The organism is Tritonibacter multivorans (assembly GCF_001458415.1).
Taxonomy (GTDB): domain Bacteria; phylum Pseudomonadota; class Alphaproteobacteria; order Rhodobacterales; family Rhodobacteraceae; genus Epibacterium; species Epibacterium multivorans.
In genome coordinates, this window is record NZ_CYSD01000039.1 from 122,601 (window position 1) to 138,371 (window position 15,771).

The 15,771-nt window shown below is 60.0% G+C and carries 13 protein-coding genes; 3 read left to right on the plus strand and 10 right to left on the minus strand.

Translation table 11 applies throughout. The features are described from left to right. Positions 1-8 precede the first annotated feature (8 nt). Positions 9-995, minus strand: a complete 987-nt coding sequence (gene cobS / locus TRM7557_RS14040; RefSeq protein WP_058290855.1) for a cobaltochelatase subunit CobS — start codon at positions 993-995, stop codon at positions 9-11. Between the two features lie 270 nt (positions 996-1,265). Continuing rightward, positions 1,266-1,820 carry a carboxymuconolactone decarboxylase family protein gene (locus TRM7557_RS14045; protein ID WP_058290856.1) on the minus strand — a complete coding sequence of 185 codons (555 nt, stop codon included), beginning with the start codon at positions 1,818-1,820 and terminating at the stop codon, positions 1,266-1,268. Between the two features lie 168 nt (positions 1,821-1,988). On the opposite strand from TRM7557_RS14045, the gene TRM7557_RS14050 reads away from it, so the two are divergent. Next, the gene (locus tag TRM7557_RS14050; RefSeq protein WP_058290857.1) at positions 1,989-2,579 is read left to right on the plus strand and encodes a TetR/AcrR family transcriptional regulator; all 591 of its coding nucleotides are present in this window, start codon (positions 1,989-1,991) and stop codon (positions 2,577-2,579) included. 699 nt (positions 2,580-3,278) lie between these two features. Here the strand turns inward: TRM7557_RS14050 and TRM7557_RS14060 are convergent. Beyond that, positions 3,279-3,878 carry a methyltransferase family protein gene (locus TRM7557_RS14060; protein WP_058290859.1) on the minus strand — a complete coding sequence of 200 codons (600 nt, stop codon included), beginning with the start codon at positions 3,876-3,878 and terminating at the stop codon, positions 3,279-3,281. A 201-nt stretch (positions 3,879-4,079) separates the two neighbouring features. Next, positions 4,080-4,706, minus strand: coding sequence for a J domain-containing protein (locus tag TRM7557_RS14065; protein WP_058290860.1), 627 nt, complete (start codon positions 4,704-4,706; stop codon positions 4,080-4,082). Between the two features lie 115 nt (positions 4,707-4,821). Between TRM7557_RS14065 and TRM7557_RS14070 the strand changes: the two genes are divergently transcribed. Further along, positions 4,822-5,076 (plus strand): BolA family protein, encoded by a 255-nt coding sequence (locus TRM7557_RS14070; protein WP_058290861.1) that lies wholly within the window; start codon positions 4,822-4,824, stop codon positions 5,074-5,076. A 32-nt stretch (positions 5,077-5,108) separates the two neighbouring features. Here the strand turns inward: TRM7557_RS14070 and TRM7557_RS14075 are convergent, their stop codons facing one another. The 3 genes from TRM7557_RS14075 to TRM7557_RS14085 all read right to left on the minus strand — a co-directional run bounded on the left by TRM7557_RS14075 (position 5,109) and on the right by TRM7557_RS14085 (position 8,280). Further along, positions 5,109-5,681 (minus strand): DUF4177 domain-containing protein, encoded by a 573-nt coding sequence (locus TRM7557_RS14075; RefSeq protein WP_058290862.1) that lies wholly within the window; start codon positions 5,679-5,681, stop codon positions 5,109-5,111. 143 nt (positions 5,682-5,824) lie between these two features. Continuing rightward, a complete protein-coding gene (gene gatB / locus TRM7557_RS14080; RefSeq protein WP_058290863.1) occupies positions 5,825-7,336 on the minus strand; it encodes an Asp-tRNA(Asn)/Glu-tRNA(Gln) amidotransferase subunit GatB in 1,512 nt (503 codons plus the stop codon). A 224-nt stretch (positions 7,337-7,560) separates the two neighbouring features. Continuing rightward, positions 7,561-8,280, minus strand: coding sequence for a substrate-binding periplasmic protein (locus TRM7557_RS14085; protein WP_058290864.1), 720 nt, complete (start codon positions 8,278-8,280; stop codon positions 7,561-7,563). 258 nt (positions 8,281-8,538) lie between these two features. Here TRM7557_RS14085 and TRM7557_RS14090 point away from each other — a divergent pair, with 258 nt between their 5' ends. Next, positions 8,539-10,917, plus strand: a complete 2,379-nt coding sequence (locus TRM7557_RS14090; RefSeq protein ID WP_058290865.1) for a Tex family protein — start codon at positions 8,539-8,541, stop codon at positions 10,915-10,917. A gap of 50 nt (positions 10,918-10,967) precedes the next feature. Here TRM7557_RS14090 and TRM7557_RS14095 read toward each other — a convergent pair whose 3' ends face one another. From TRM7557_RS14095 to pepN, 3 genes are all read right to left on the minus strand, one after another. Continuing rightward, a complete protein-coding gene (locus TRM7557_RS14095; protein WP_058290866.1) occupies positions 10,968-12,503 on the minus strand; it encodes a hypothetical protein in 1,536 nt (511 codons plus the stop codon). A 202-nt stretch (positions 12,504-12,705) separates the two neighbouring features. After that, the gene (locus TRM7557_RS14100; RefSeq protein ID WP_058290867.1) at positions 12,706-13,167 is read right to left on the minus strand and encodes a hypothetical protein; all 462 of its coding nucleotides are present in this window, start codon (positions 13,165-13,167) and stop codon (positions 12,706-12,708) included. After that, entirely contained in the window at positions 13,160-15,724 is a 2,565-nt protein-coding gene (gene pepN / locus TRM7557_RS14105) for an aminopeptidase N (RefSeq protein ID WP_058290868.1), read from the minus strand. Before pepN ends, TRM7557_RS14100 begins: the two co-directional genes overlap by 8 nt. Positions 15,725-15,771 lie beyond the last annotated feature (47 nt).

Genomic DNA, 15,771 nt, shown 5'->3' on the forward strand with positions numbered 1-15,771 from the left:
TCCCGTTCTTAGCCAAGGCTCACGTTTGCTGCGCTTTCCGGCAGTTCTTCATCAAAGCAACGCTGGTAGAACTCCGCCACGGTCTGGCGCTCCAGCTCGTCACATTTGTTGAGGAACGACAGGCGGAAGGCATAGCCCACATCGCGGAAAATCTCGGCGTTCTGCGACCAGTTGATTACGGTCCGGGGCGACATCACGGTGGACAAATCGCCGTTCATAAACGCGGTCCGGGTCAGGTCTGCGACGGTGACCATCTGGCTGATGGTCTTGCGGCCTTCGGCGGTGTTGTAATGCGGCGCTTTGGACAGAATGATCGCCGCCTCGGCATCGTGGCTGAGGTAGTTCAGCGTCGACACCAGCGACCAGCGGTCCATCTGGGCCTGGTTGATCTGCTGGGTGCCGTGATACAGGCCGGTGGTATCGCCCAGACCGACGGTGTTTGCGGTGGCAAACAGGCGGAAGTTCGGGTTGGGGGTGATGATCTCGTTCTGATCGAGCAGGGTCAGCTTGCCGTCATGTTCCAACACGCGCTGGATCACAAACATCACGTCCGCGCGGCCCGCGTCATATTCGTCGAATACAATCGCGACCGGGTTGCGCAGCGCCCAGGGCAGGATGCCTTCGTGGAATTCTGTGACCTGCTTGCCGTCGCGCAGCTTGATCGCATCCTTACCGATTAGGTCGATCCGAGAGATGTGGCTGTCGAGGTTCACACGCACAGAGGGCCAGTTCAGACGGGCTGCGACCTGTTCGATATGGGTGGATTTACCTGTGCCGTGATAGCCTTGGATCATCACACGACGGTTGTGCGAGAAACCGGCGAGGATCGCCAGCGTGGTGTCACGGTCGAACTTATAGGTGGGGTCCAGCGCGGGCACGCGGTCAGAGCCTTCTGCAAAGCCCTTCACAGTCATATCGCTGTCGATCCCAAAGACCTCGCGTACCGAAATGGTCTCGGTCGGTTTCGCGTTCATGTCGAGGAGGCCGTCGGTCATTCCATCTGTCCTTATCAAAACTTTGCGGTGTGGTCGCGTCGGACGCACAATTCGCAGGATTGGTGCCCCATTCCGCGCCCAAGGGCAAGGGCTGCGTATTGTTATGACACAGGAAAGACGGAGCGTCTCAGTCCAGCGCTGTGGTCTTGATCATACCAAACCGGGCCAAACCGGGCCAAAGCGCGCCAAACCTGTCCCAAACCCGGCCAAAACAAGTGCGCCGCCCCGATTGCCAGGAGCGGCGCTGTTTCCGTGAGTGGGAAATAGGAGTTATTTTGACCGGGTCCAGGCGAATTTCTGGAACGGTTCGTCAACCGGGGTCTGGGCCATGTGGTTGACGTAATTCGACATGATTTTCTGAGAATAGCCCAGCACCACCTCGAGCATGTTTTTGCGGGTGTAGCCTGCCTCAAGGAAGGCCGACACGGTGGCGTCGCTCAGGAAGCCACGGTCGCGCACCACGCTCAGGGTGAAGCTGCGCAGCGCTTCCAGTTTCGGATCCGCCAGCGGGGTCTCATCACGCAGCGCGTCGATGATCGCCGGATCCACCTTCATCATATGCGCAATGCCGGTGTGGGCGGGCACACAGTAGTGGCATTCGTTTTCCACATTGATGGTCTGCCACACCACGGTCAGCTCTTCTGCATTGAACGAGGTCTTCTGAAACAGCGCGTGGGCCGTCTGGTAGGTTTCCAGCAGTTCCGGGCTTTCCGCCATAACCGAATGCAGACCGGGCAGGCGGCCAAAGGTGGCGATGGAGCGTTCGATCAGCGGTTTGGAGGCTTCTGGGGCGGTTTCAGCGGTGTGGAACGGGAAGTCAGACATATCGGAATCTCCGGGGTTAAGCGCCGGGCGGTGTGCTCCGGCTGACAGGGAACTTAGATAGTTTGAGCGATCACTCAATGGGATAATTTGAGCGATCACTCAAATGTGAAGCGGCGGATTGACGGGCAGGGGGAAGACAGCGGCGGTTTGCTGCCGTAAATAGAAGGTATGAGCCGTGCCCAACCCTATGACCGCCAGACCGCGATTGATGCTGCCATGACCTTGTTCTGGGAGAAGGGCTATCATGCGACCTCGCTCAAGGATCTGGAGGCGGCGCTGCAGATGAAACCGGGCAGCATCTATGCCGCGTTCAAAAGCAAAGAGGGCCTCTATCTCGAGGCGCTGGCTTATTATGGCGAGAGTTTTGAACAGCGTCTCGGCGCCGTGGCCGAAGTCTCTGACACACCGCTCAAGACGCTGGCCAATTTCATGCGCAGCCAGGTGAAGGCGGATGAAAAGGGCGTTTTGCGGGCCTGTATGGTGGTGAAAACCCTGTTGGATCTACCGCTGGCCGATGGGCCGATTGGCGCCGCCGCGCGGGCGCAATACGACCACACGCGCAACGCCTTTGCCGACCTGTTCCGCGCCGCCCAAGCGCAGGGGCAATTGGCGGCGGATGCCGACGCCGAGGTGCTGGCCAAACGCTACCAAATGGCGATCACCGCCCTGCGGATCGAAGCGCAGCGAACCCCGAACGACCCGCTGGTGGCTGAGTTGGCCGAGACGCAGGCAGCGGAGATTGAGGGGCTTGCCGTTTGAGGGTGGCCTGCGATCTGTTGTTGGAGGCAAGCCAAAGCCAACAAAGAAAGCAAAATGAAGTGTGACTTGTCGATGGCGCGAAAAGCACTTCGCTGACGGCTCAGGATACTGAAGCCGCCGCATTTGCAGCGAAAAGTCATCTTTGTGCCTTCAGTGGCTGACGCTGCGCTTTGCGCGAGCGCCTGCTTTTCGAAGCGTAGTCAAAATCCAAACTATGACTCCGACCCAAATTGCCGCTTCTAAATGAAAGAACATTCGATCCCGTAAGCGCTCTAGTTGGTAGAACTCATCGCAATACTCTTGGCCAATCGGACAAACAGCGAAGTCTGATAGACCGGCTGCATCCACGGACCAAATGTGGATTCCGAACGGCAACGCAATGACGATCATTTGGACAATAAGCATTGCCGCGAAAAGTCTAGTGCTTAGTTTCTGGGCTGTTGCCTGACGCACAAGACACCAAATCGCCAGAGCGACCCAAAGCATAGGACCAAGTGCAAGCACAAATATCATGAGTCTCTTCGTGTCGACCTTTTGGCGGTTAACATAAGCCAAGTTTCGCAACGATGAAAATCATCATCTTTCAACGAAAGTATCGGCTGTCTTTGCCCTAAATTTCAAAAGCCGCCATTGGCGCAGCCGCAGCGAAAGAGCGGTTTGTCCGCGACCTGTCATTCAATTTTGAATACCAATGTCGCCTCACAGCCCCGCGCGGAGGCGTTCTAGGCTGCGTTCGTCGACAAATCGCGGGGTGGACTTCATGTAGTCGGCAAAGGCCGCTCCGTATCCCTTCAGGAGCCAGCGTTCCTCGTTCAGGACGAACAGGAAATAAAGCGTGAAGAGGACACCCGCCAGACCGATTGTGATCCACGACCCCGCCGCGATGCCCAGACCCACAGTCGCCAGCACCGAGGTCACATACTGCGGGTTGCGGGAATAGGCGTACATGCCGCCTGTGACCAGACCGCCCGAGTCGCAATAGGTGTTGTCGAGGCCAAGAAACCGGTACCCCCACAGCGTAATGCCAAAGGCCATGACCATGATCGGCACCCCGATCACATAGCGGAGTGGGTGGCCCCAGCCCAACACGGCAATCTCTGTCAGGGCAAAGGCGACCGTGGCCCCACAGAACAGCCGGAACAGACCAAACGCTAGATGGTGACGCCAGCCGGTGGACGCAGGCCAAAGACCCAGTTCCGGGCGCTTGAGGCTCAGCCCCAGATGCGCGGCCAGCGCGACGGCCGATAAAATCGCAAGCGCAAGGCTCAGATCGTGGAGAAGTTCGAAAGACGCCATCATGCCAATACCCTCCCTCAAGGACGCGGCTCTTTGGTTCCACCTACATTAGCAATGTAACAGGAAAGCGGAGCGCGCAAAGATAGGGTGGGTTCACTCCGGGTCACGCTTTGGCGAGGCTTGGGCGTGGGGCGTGCAAATAGGCAAGAGAGGCAAAGAAAAAGGGCCCCATTGGGACCCTTTGCGGTTTTGTGCGAGCAGCGCTTATTTGAAGCTGCGGCTGTCCTTGATCTGATCCCAGGCCCAGACCACCTCTTGCAGCTGTTCTTCCTGGCTGCGGTCGCCGCCGTTCATATCCGGGTGCAGGACTTTGATCAGTTTCTTATAGGCTTTGCGGATCTCGGCCTTGGTCCAGTCGTCCTTGGCCTCGAGGATTTCCAGTGCGCGACGTTCCGGCGGCGGCAATCGGCGGGTCGAAGCCTGGCCGTTCTTGCCGGGGTTCTTGGTCGCATTCTGACCCAGAACCTGATGCGGATCCTCAATGCCCAGGCGCGCCCAGGCGCGGGCCTCGGGATCCCCCATGGGTTTGGTTTCGCGTTCCCAGACCTTGTCCTTTGACTGTTGGGCGTTCATCTCGGCCTCGGTGGTGCCTTCGAAGAAGTTCCATTTCTGGTTGTACTCGCGAATGTGATCCTGACAGAACCAGTAGAATTCGTCCAACACGTCGGGCGCCTTGGGCGCGCGGAAAGTTCCGGGCTTGTCACAGCCGGGATGTTCGCATTTGCGTGTCGACGTGGAAGACGCACCTGTGGTGCTGCGGCGTCCGCGCGGATTTTTCTTCTTCGCGGACTTGATCGACATATCGAAGCCAAAGGGATCGGATTTGGTCATGCGGGGGCACCTTCTAGACGCACTGTTCGACTCGGATGCAGCAGTTTAATCTAACACTCCAGAGATAAAAGGGGGGCGGGAAAAGAATTATGAACAACAAGCGGAGAATTGCAGGATGAGCGTCAAAGCAGAGATCGAAGCAGCGCTGAAAGACGCGTTTAACCCCAGCCGGTTAGAGGTTGTCGATGACAGTGACAGCCACCGCGGGCATGCTGGTCACGACGGTCATGGTGAAAGCCATTTTAACGTTCTGATCCGGGCCGAGGCCTTCGGACCAATGAACCGCGTGGCACGGCATCGTGCTGTGCACAAAGCGCTCGGCGATATTGTTGCCCGCATCCATGCGCTGGCGCTCGATATTGACGCCTGAGTCGCACGCGACCAGAGAGAACCAGAGGGCGTTTAGCCGTCCTCTGGTTCTTTGAGCGGGTTCTTGAGGCCCGCCCGCTGTTTCAGCGCGGCCGTGAGGCCAGAGACAGGACTCAGTTCTTCCACACCATCGTCCGAGATCATTTTACGCGCGCCTGCACCGGGGATGGCCACAGCTTCTGGTGGTGCCTCAGGGTCGCCGGCAATGGCGGTGAGCGGCGGTTCAGGCGCGGGTGATGGCGTCGCAGGCGCCGCCGCGACGGGGGGCGCGGCCTCTGCTGCTGCGCGTGCTGTCGCGGTTGCACTGGCCGCGGCTGCCACGGAGGGCACTGTTTCGCTGGGGGCGGCAGGGGCCTCTGCGGGGGCTGCAGTGTGGAGGGCACGGCGAAACACCAGCAGGTTACGCCAATTGGTTTTCGATCCGGTCAGGCCAGAGCGTTCTTCGCTGGGCAACATTTCAGCGCGTTGAAATTCCCAACCTTCAACAGCCATTTCGTTCAAGATGGCCTCAACCCCATTGGCAAAGCGGTCCTCGGGGGTTTTGACGCCCTTGGCTTTCTTGCCCTTATTGGGGGCGGGAATGACTTTGTACTCAAACGCTTGCATGGGGTTCTCCTCGCAGGGTCAGAGAGATGATTTAGCAATTGGGGCCCCGCCGTCAAGCAAACCCGCACAATTGCAGCACGGCACAGGAAAAAGGGTGACCGTGCGGGCCACCCTTTTGCGATCTTTTGAGGACGTTGCGGCTGTTACGCGAGCTTCTTCGCGATCAGCTCGTTCACCGCTTTGGGGTTGGCTTTGCCGCCGGTGGCTTTCATCACCTGACCGACAAACCAGCCCGCGAGCTTGGGGTTCACCTTGGCCTTTTCCACCTGCGCGGGGTTGGCGGCGATGATTTCGTCCAGTGCGGCCTCGATGGCGCCAGTGTCGGTTACCTGCTTCATGCCGCGCTCTTCGACGATTGCGGCCGGGTCGCCCCCTTCGGTATAGACGATCTCGAACAGATCCTTGGCGATTTTGCCGGAAATCGCGTCCGAGGCGATCAGGTCAATAATTCCCCCCAGCTGCGCAGGGGACACGGGGCTTTCGGTGATGCCCTTGTCTTCGTCTTTCTTGAGGCGGCCAAACAGTTCGTTGATGACCCAGTTCGCGGCCAGCTTGCCCGAACGGCCCTCGGCCACGGCCTCAAAATATTGTGCCGCTTCGACCTCGGCTGTCAGAACCGAAGCATCATAATCGGTCAGGCCAAAATCGCCCATGAAACGGGCTTTCTTCTGGTCCGGCAGCTCGGGCAGGTTCGAGGCAATATCGTCCACCCATGCTTGTTCGATTTCCAGCGGCAGCAGGTCGGGATCGGGGAAGTAGCGATAGTCATGCGCTTCTTCTTTCGAACGCATCGACCGCGTCTCACCCTTGTCCGGATCGTAGAGACGGGTTTCCTGTTCGATCTCACCACCGCTTTCCACGATCTGGATCTGGCGGCGGGCCTCGACCTCAATCGCCTGCTGGATAAAGCGCATGGAGTTCATGTTCTTGATTTCGCAACGCGTACCAAGGTGCGCGAAGTCACCGGTTTCCTGGAACTTCTCGTATTGGCCAGGCAGACAGATCGACACGTTGACGTCCGCACGCAGGTTGCCGTTTTGCATATTGCCGTCGCAAGTGCCCAGATACTGCATGATCTGGCGCAGCTTGGCGATATAAGCCGCCGCTTCCTCAGGCCCACGAATGTCAGGGCGCGAGACGATCTCCATCAGGCAGACGCCGGTGCGGTTCAGATCGACAAAGGACATGGTGGGATCCATGTCGTGGATGGATTTGCCCGCGTCCTGCTCCATGTGGATGCGTTCCACGCGCACATTGCGCGCGGTGCCGTCGCCCAGTTCCACCAGCACTTCGCCTTCGCCCACGATGGGGTGATAGAGCTGCGAAATCTGATAGCCCTGCGGCAGATCCGGGTAGAAATAGTTCTTGCGGTCAAAGGCCGACCACAGGTTGATATCCGCCTTCAGGCCCAGACCTGTGCGCACGGTCTGCTCCACGCAGAACTCATTGATCACCGGCAGCATGCCGGGCATGGCCGCATCAACAAAAGCCACGTTTGAATTCGGCTCTGCGCCAAATTTGGTCGAGGCCCCCGAAAACAGTTTTGCATTGGAACTCACCTGGGCATGGACCTCCATGCCGATGACCAGTTCCCAGTCATGCTTGGCGCCCGAGATCACCTTGGGCTTGGGGAGTTCATATGTCAGGTCGAGCATGGTCCACCGTCATCCTTTGATCCAATTGTTCCCTGCGTTCTAGGCGTCAAGGCGGACAGGGGCAAGAGGGCAAAGACCCATGGGCCGCCTCATGGGGTGTGCGGTCGGCTGATTTGCCCGGGCGTCCAGCTTCTTTTGGCCCAAATACTCCGGAGCGCGAGGCAGCGCCTCGCATAAAAAACGGCCCCCAAACAGGAGGCCGCCATTTGGATGTGAGGATTCCATCAGTTCAGGTATTTTGCGAGCACCGCGTCATAGGTGCCGTCGGCGCGCATTTCGTCCAGCGCGGCGGCCAGTTTGGCAGCAATCTCGGGATCAAAGTCGAGGTTAGACGCCAGCCAGTTGCTGGTGGTGCGCTGCGGCGCGCCAAAGACCAGCGAAGATGGGTCGAAGCCTTCGGATTTGAAAACATAGGCGGCGCGCTGGTCCAGCGTATACCACGCGTCCACTCGGTCATGTTCCAGCAGACGGGCGGCGGTGGCGGTGTCTTTGGTATGCTGCGCATTGGCGACGCCGTTTTCATCCAGTCGACGCTCGCGCGGGGTTCCGCCCATCACGGCAACACGGCCCAGTGCTGCGCCCGCCTCAAAACTGTCGACAGAGTCTGAAGTAGTTACAAAAACTTCGTTCGGTGCTGCCATTTCCACAACCCAACCATAAAGCGGTTCGCGTTTTTGGGTGCGGGTGGCTGTGAACAGCAGCGAATTGGGGGTTTTCTGCACGGTCATCTGCGCGCGTTTCCATGGCAGATATTCGATTTTCAGGTCAACGCCCGCGCGGTTTGCCATTTCGGTCAACAGCTCGTGGCTGATGCCGGGGTTCGGCGCTTCGGCGCCAATGGTATAGGGCGGCAGTTCGCCGGTGTAGGCGGTGATGGTGGCAGCGTGCAGTTGCGGAGTGGTCAGACCCAGCGTGAAGGCCAGGCTCAGAAGTAGACGGTTCATGTGAAGGGGTCCCTTCGGAAATGGGTTTCAGCAAAAGGGCGTTGGAGAGCGCCTTTCTGCTGGTCTTAAGTTTCCAAACTTTCCGCTGAGTTAACGTAGGGGCAACTGTGGCGCATTCGATCTACTTTCCATAGTTTTGCGCCATTTTACGCTGCTCGGTTGGAGCGTGTGGCTTTCTTCTTGGCCAAGCCTCGGCGTCAGTTTATGTCCATTGAACCCCGGTGTTTTTCCGGGAGTGCGCTATTGCAGGAGAAGATATTGAGCCAGACCGCCCAGACCGCCCAAACCCCGCAACGCATTTTGCGCACCATTGCGCAGGACATCAGCGCCGAGGCCAAGCAGGTCGCCGCCGCGGTTGATCTTTTGGATGGCGGCGCAACGGTTCCCTTTGTGGCACGGTATCGGAAAGAGGCCACCGGCGGTCTGGATGACACACAGCTGCGGGTGCTGTCGGAACGGCTGGCCTATTTGCGCGAACTGGAGGCCCGCCGGGCCACGATCCTCGACAGTATTAAATCCCAGGACAAGCTGACCGATGCGCTGGCCAAGGCAATTGCGGGCGCAGAGACCAAGGCGCAGCTGGAAGACATCTATCTGCCTTACAAAAAGAAACGCCGGACCAAGGCGATGATTGCCCGCGAAAACGGGCTGGAGCCGCTGCTCGACCAAATCCTATCTGACCGGTCGGTAATCCCTGAGGTGCTGGCGGGTAGCTTCCTGACAAATGCGGTTGAGACCCCCAAAGACGCGCTGAATGGCGCGCGTGATATTCTGACCGAACGGCTGTGTGAAAGCGCGCCCCTTCTGGGGCGGTTGCGCAGTTACATGAAGTCCGAGGCACAGTTCACCGCGCGGGTGATCGAGGGCAAGGAACAGGACGGCGCGAAATTCGCCGACTACTTTGCCCATTCTGAGACTTGGAAAGACATGCCCTCGCACCGGGCCCTGGCCATGCTGCGAGGGGCAAACGAAGGTATATTGGCCCTTGATATTGCCCCGCCGGGCGAAGAAGGCGCGGAGCGCGCCGAAACAATGGTCGCCGCCGAACTGTCCCTGCGCGGGCAGGGGGCGGCAGACCAATGGTTGCGCAAGGTGGCTGGTTGGACCTGGCGGGTGAAACTGTCGATGTCGATGATGGTAGAACTGATGAGCGACCTGCGGCTGCGCGCACAGGAAGAGGCCATTCAGGTCTTTGCCCGTAACCTCAAGGACCTCTTGTTTGCCGCGCCTGCAGGGGCGCGTCCGACGCTTGGGTTGGATCCGGGCATTCGCACCGGCGTCAAAGCGGCTGTCGTCGATGCAACGGGCAAGGTTCTGGCCACAGAAACACTCTATCCTTTCCAGCCCAAGAACGACCTGCGCGGCGCTCAGACCTCTATTGCGCGGTTGATCAAGGCGCATGGGATCGAACTGGTGGCCATCGGCAATGGCACTGCCAGCCGCGAAACCGAACGGATGGTGGGCGAGGTGCTGGGCGCGCTGCCTGCGGGGATCAAAGCCCCAACCAAAGTGGTGGTCTCAGAGGCGGGCGCGTCGGTCTATTCCGCCTCCGAACTTGCCGCGCGCGAATTCCCCGATCTGGACGTCAGCCTGCGCGGCGCCGTGTCAATCGCCCGCCGTCTACAGGACCCGCTGGCGGAGCTGGTCAAAATTGACCCCAAAAGCATTGGCGTCGGCCAGTATCAGCATGATGTCGACCAGCACAAGCTGACCAAATCGCTGGAAGCCGTGATCGAAGACGTGGTGAACGCGGTTGGGGTGGACCTCAATATGGCCTCGGCCCCTTTGTTGGCGCATGTTTCGGGGCTTGGGCCGGGTCTGGCCGAAGCCATTGTCGCGCATCGTGACAGCAATGGCGCGTTCGCATCGCGTCGCGAGCTTCTGAAGGTCGCGCGCCTTGGCCCCAAGGCGTTTGAGCAATGCGCGGGATTTCTGCGGATCCGCGATGGTAAGGAACCGCTGGATGCCTCGGCTGTACACCCGGAATCTTATGCCGTCGCGCGGCAGGTGGTGAAGGCCTGCGGGCGGGACATTCGCCAGATCATGGGGGCAGAGGGCGCGCTGAACACTCTGCGCGCGCAGGATTTTGTCAGCGCCGAGGTCGGCCTGCCCACGGTACGCGATATTTTTGAGGAACTGGAAAAACCCGGCCGCGACCCGCGTCCCAGTTTCCAGACGGCAAGTTTCACGGATGGCGTGGAAGAGATCACGGATTTGAAGCCCGGCATGGTCTTGGAAGGCACGGTCACGAATGTTGCAGCCTTTGGCGCCTTTGTGGACGTTGGCGTCCACCAGGACGGGCTGGTGCATGTCAGCCAATTGGCCGACCGTTTTGTCAAAGATCCTCATGAGGTGGTGAAAACCGGTCAGGTGGTCAAAGTCACCGTGACCGAAGTGGACGTGCCGCGCAAACGCATTGGTCTGACAATGAGGAAAGATGGGGGGGGCTCTGCCAAAGATCAGCGGCGCGAACAAGGCCGCGACACCCCACGTGGCGGTCCCAAAGGCGCTGGGCGCAACCAACCGTCACGCGGTCAGGGGGGGCAGCCACCGCGCAAGGGCGGCCAGACCACCCTGAAGCAAGACAGCCCCGGCGCGCTGGGGGCGGCCTTGATGGATGCGTTCAAGAAGAAATGACAAAGGGGGCCAACGGCCCCCTTCTGCGGTTTGCATATGGCGCGGCGCGTTTACGTGAAGGGCGCCAACTGTAGGCCCTCGGGCGAAAACACAACGCGCTGACCGGCGTCGATTTCTGCGGCGAACAGGGTGGCAAGCGCCGCATGTGCGGTCTGACGCCCGTGATCCGTGAACCGGCGCAGAGAGCTGACACCGATATTATTGGCAAAACCACGTTCGGCGTGGGCCCAGACCATTGGGTGCAGCTCCTGAAGATGGTTGCGCACCAGCCAATGCGCGGATTCGGCGATCTCGTCATAGGTTGCCGCGGCCATTTCGGACGCCGAGCGGGTTCTGAGCGTCACCAAGCAGTAGGCCGCCAGCAGGTTGACCGTTTCCTGATCCACGTCTGCTTCTGCACCGCGCTCGACAATATCTGCGATCCCATCCAGGAACAGTTGCAGATCCATGTCCGCGCAGGCTTCCGGGTCCAGCGCCAGCGCGTCGAAATAGACCCAAGCATATCCAGCGGCGCCCCAGTGCTCGGCTGTGCGATTGGCAATGCGGCGGGCCTCGGTTTCGAGCCGGTCATAGGATCCGTGCCAGCGCGGCAGCAGGTGGTTGCCAAAGGCGCGCATGTGTCGCGCGTTCTGTGGCGCGAGGGCAATCAATGCCCCATACGTGTCGGCCACCTGATCGGCCGTTGCGGGCTGCCCCGAAAACAGCGCGCAGCGCGCGGATAGTACCAATGGGCTGGTATTGGCGGTTGCGTCCAATTCCCCCAACAGCGCCGCAGCGCGATCAAAATGGGCCTGCGCGCGAGTGTCAAAGGCCTCGGGCGTGCTGCTGGCGCGGGCGGCGGTCTGAAAGGCCCAGCCGAAATCAATATGGGTCTGTGCCACAACGGCGGTCATCAGCGGTGCGCGGGCCAGTTCCAGCCGCACCCGTTCGAGCGCCATGACCCCATTCAGCGTGATCGGATCATCGGCAGTGCAGCCTTCGCGGAGGGCGTGTTCCAGCCCATTGACCACATCGCAGCGGGCCCCAAAGGCCAAAAGTTCGGCCAGGGCGCTGCCATTGGGCAGATGGGTGCGGGCTGTGTCGGCCTCTATGAGCGCGGTCAGCAGCTCCTCCCAACGGTCCTGACGGGCCAGAAACTGGCCGCGATCAATGGCGGCTTGTGTCTCGCCAGTGCCTTCGGCGCGCGCCTCCGGCAGGGTCAGCCATGTGTCTGCAGAGGGGCGCTGCGCAGGGTCTGTTCTGTCCGGCGCTGCGGACGTTTGTGGACGCCCCATTTTTAGCAGGGAGGCCCGAGCAGGGGACACTTTGCTGTCTGTGGTAGGCGCGGCCAGATCTGCTGTGGGATCTTCTGTAGGCGCAGTCTGGGCGCCGCCGAGCGCCTTGCGCATGGCGGTGCTGGCTTTACCCGCCAAAAGTTGGTCCAAGAGCCCCGGTGTCCCTGCACCGTCATTCAGGCTTGCATCCGCGGCCGGGCGACGCAGCCCGGTCTGGGCCATGGGTATGATTTTGTCCTTGATCACCTTGGCTTGAGCGCGGCGCAGCGCGTGGCGGATCCCGGTTTTAGCGGTGTTGGCGATAAATTGCATTCGAGATACCCGAAGTTGGCGCGGTCGTTCTGTTAACGTTTCTCAGCAAACTTTTGGGCGCAATTGGGGCGCGGGCGCGGTCTTAGGCGGACGAATTTCAGTTCCTATTAAGTTTACCTTAGCCATTGACCCACCTTCGCCAGTCAATCAGGGCGAAGGTGGGGGATTGGTGCGCAGGAGGCGACAGTGCGCCGCCGCGTTCTTAAAAAGAGGTAAAGTGCTGACGAGTCACAGCAATTCCCCGTGACTTTAGAACCTCTTCCCACGTGTGACCCGGTGGTTGCACTGCAGGTGGCAGGTTGTGACGGGTGCCGGGCTTTGTGTGAATGGTTGTGCGCGTGGAAAAATCCCAGCGGGTCGTCAGGGCGACGCGCTCGATTTCAGAGACCAGAATTTCGCCTTCACTGCGGGGACAGGACCATCTCAGTTGGGTGCTGTCCAAGCTCAGCTCTGCTTTTGGGTTCTGCATAATCTCCCAGAGCGCGGGCGCGGCGGGCAGCGCCAGGATTGCCAGAACCCACCACGTCGCGCCCACAACCAGCCACAGCACTGCCAGCAGCAAGAGCCATGCCCCCAACCCCAGCAGAGCCGCCAGAGATCTGGCATCCCCTTCATAGGTGAAGGGGGGCAGGTCTGCCCCCGCTTGTTCGATGACGTCAGGCATTGAGGATACGGCTCACCATTTCATTGGTATCGCGGCTCAGGCCCTCGGTTGCCAGAATACGTTCTAGCTCTACCCGGACTTTGCCTTGACGGTCGTCGTCATAGCGTTTCCAGGTTTGGAAGGCCGCACACATGCGCGCGGTGGTTTGCGGGTTCAGCGCATCCAGCGCGATCAGCTTTTCCGCAAGCAGCGCATAACCAGCGCCGCTTGCGTGATGGAAGCCCGCATGGTGGCCGGCAAGCGCCCCCATCACCGCGCGGAAGCGGTTGGGGTTTTTCATGTCAAACAGCGCATGGTCACACAAGGATCGTGCCACATCGGCCGCCGCCTCGGGGCGGGCCATCGACACCTGCAGGCCAAACCATTTGTCCATCACCAGACGGTCGTCTTTCCACTGCTCAAAGAAGGCAGCAGACTGATCCGCGCCTTTCTCAATGCGCAACAGGCAGGCGAGCGCTGACAGCTGCAGGGTCATATTGTCCGCAGCTTCATATTGTTTGGCTGCCGCTTCGCCGCCGTCGATGCGTGACAACAGGCCAAGGATCGCACTGTTCAGCGCGCGTTTGCCGGCACCTTCTGCATCAGGCACATAGGGCCCATCAACAGTGGTTGCCGCATAAAGGCGCGGCAGGCTGTCGGCCATTGCCTGCGCGAGGGTTTGCGAGAATGTCTCTGCGGCATCATGAATGGCGGCCGGATCGGGTGTCGTGCCCGCCTCATGCAGGGCCTGCGCAATCTCGGACTGGCTGGGCGGCGACAACACCAGCGCCCGGAAGGCCGGATCCAGTGCGTCGTCACGCACCAGCGACGTCAGCGCCTCCAGGTAGGCGGCATCAGGGGCGGCGCCTTCGGTGATCATGGCAAGGCGTGCTTCGCGCGCCAGCGCACGGCCCGCTTCCCAGCGGTTGAAAGGATCCGTGTCATGGGCCAGCAAAAACGTGCGCTCAGCCGCCGAGGTTTCGCGCTCCAGCACCACCGGGGCGGAAAATTCGCGCAGGATCGACGGCACGGGCCGTTCGCTGAGACCTTCAAAGGTAAAGCTCTGCTCTGCCTCGGTCATCTCCAGCACGGTGGTGGGCACAACCTCTTCGCCTGCGTCGTTCAGCAGGCCTACCGCGATCGGGATCACACGCGGTTCTTTGATGTCCTGACCCGGGGTTGGGGCGGTGGATTGCTGGAAGGTCAGCGTGAAGGTTTCGCCGTCATATTCCTCCGCCACTTTCAGGCGCGGCGTGCCGGCATCCGAATACCAGCGTTTGAACTGCGCCATGTCGCGGCCCGTGGTGTCTTCAAACACCTCTAGCCAATCTTCAATTGTGCAGGCCTGACCATCGTGGCGGTCAAAATACAGATCCAGCGCCTTATAGTAGGCCTCATCGCCCACCAGCCGTTTCAGCATGCCAATGACCTCAGCGCCTTTTTCATAGACGGTGGCGGTGTAGAAGTTGTTGATCTCCTGAAATTCCTCCGGGCGTGGGGGATGCGCCAGCGGGCCGCCGTCCTCGGGGAACTGGCGCGCGCGCAGGTCAATCACATCGGAAATCCGCTTCACCGGTTCTGACCGCATATCGGCGGTGAACTGCGCGTCGCGATAGACCGTCAGACCTTCCTTCAGGCACAGCTGGAACCAGTCCCGGCAGGTGATCCGGTTTCCGGTCCAGTTGTGGAAATACTCATGCGCGATAATCGCCTCGATACGTTCGAAATTCATATCTGTGGAGGTCTCGGGCGAGGCCAGAACGCAGGAAGAGTTGAAAATGTTCAATCCTTTATTCTCCATCGCCCCCATATTGAAGTCATCGACGGCCACGATATTGAATACGTCCAGATCGTATTCGCGGCCATAGACCTCTTCATCCCAGGTCATGGATTTCTTCAGGGCTTCCATGCCAAATGCGCATTTGGTCTCATCGCCGGGACGGACCCAGATGTTCAGTTCCACGTCCTTGCCCGATGCGGTGGTGAACCGATCCGGGTGGTTGACCAGCTCACCCGCGACCAGCGCAAACAGATAGGCGGGCTTGGGCCAGGGGTCGTGCCATTCGGCAAAGCCCGCGCCGCTGTCACCGGGGTTGCCATTGGACAGCATCACCGGCTCTGTGCCTTCGATGCGCACCTTGAACGTCGACATGACATCGGGGCGGTCGGGATAGAAGGTGATCTTGCGGAACCCCTCGGCCTCGCACTGGGTGCAATACATGCCGTTCGACATATAAAGCCCCTCCAGCGCGGTGTTGGCGGCCGGGTTGATCTGCACCTCAGATTCCCATGTAAAGGGTTCAGAGGGCACATCACACTCCAATCCGCCGTCGATCAGGCGCGGCGCGACGGGTTCGCCGTCGATCTGGGCGGAAATCAGCTCCAGCTCTTCGCCGTGCAGGAAAAAGCGCGGGTCAGCGGCCCCCTCGCGCGGCACAAAACGGATCTTGGACAGCACCCGCGTGGCTTCGGGCGCAAGGCGGAAGATTAGCTCTACGCTTTCAACCTCAAAGCCGAAGGGTTTGTAATCCTTGAGGTAAAAGGTTTCTGGGGCCGTAGCGGGGCTAGCGTCTTTCATCGCGTCTCTTCCTGATTTGGCTCAGTTGTTCTCTGACCTCATTGGTA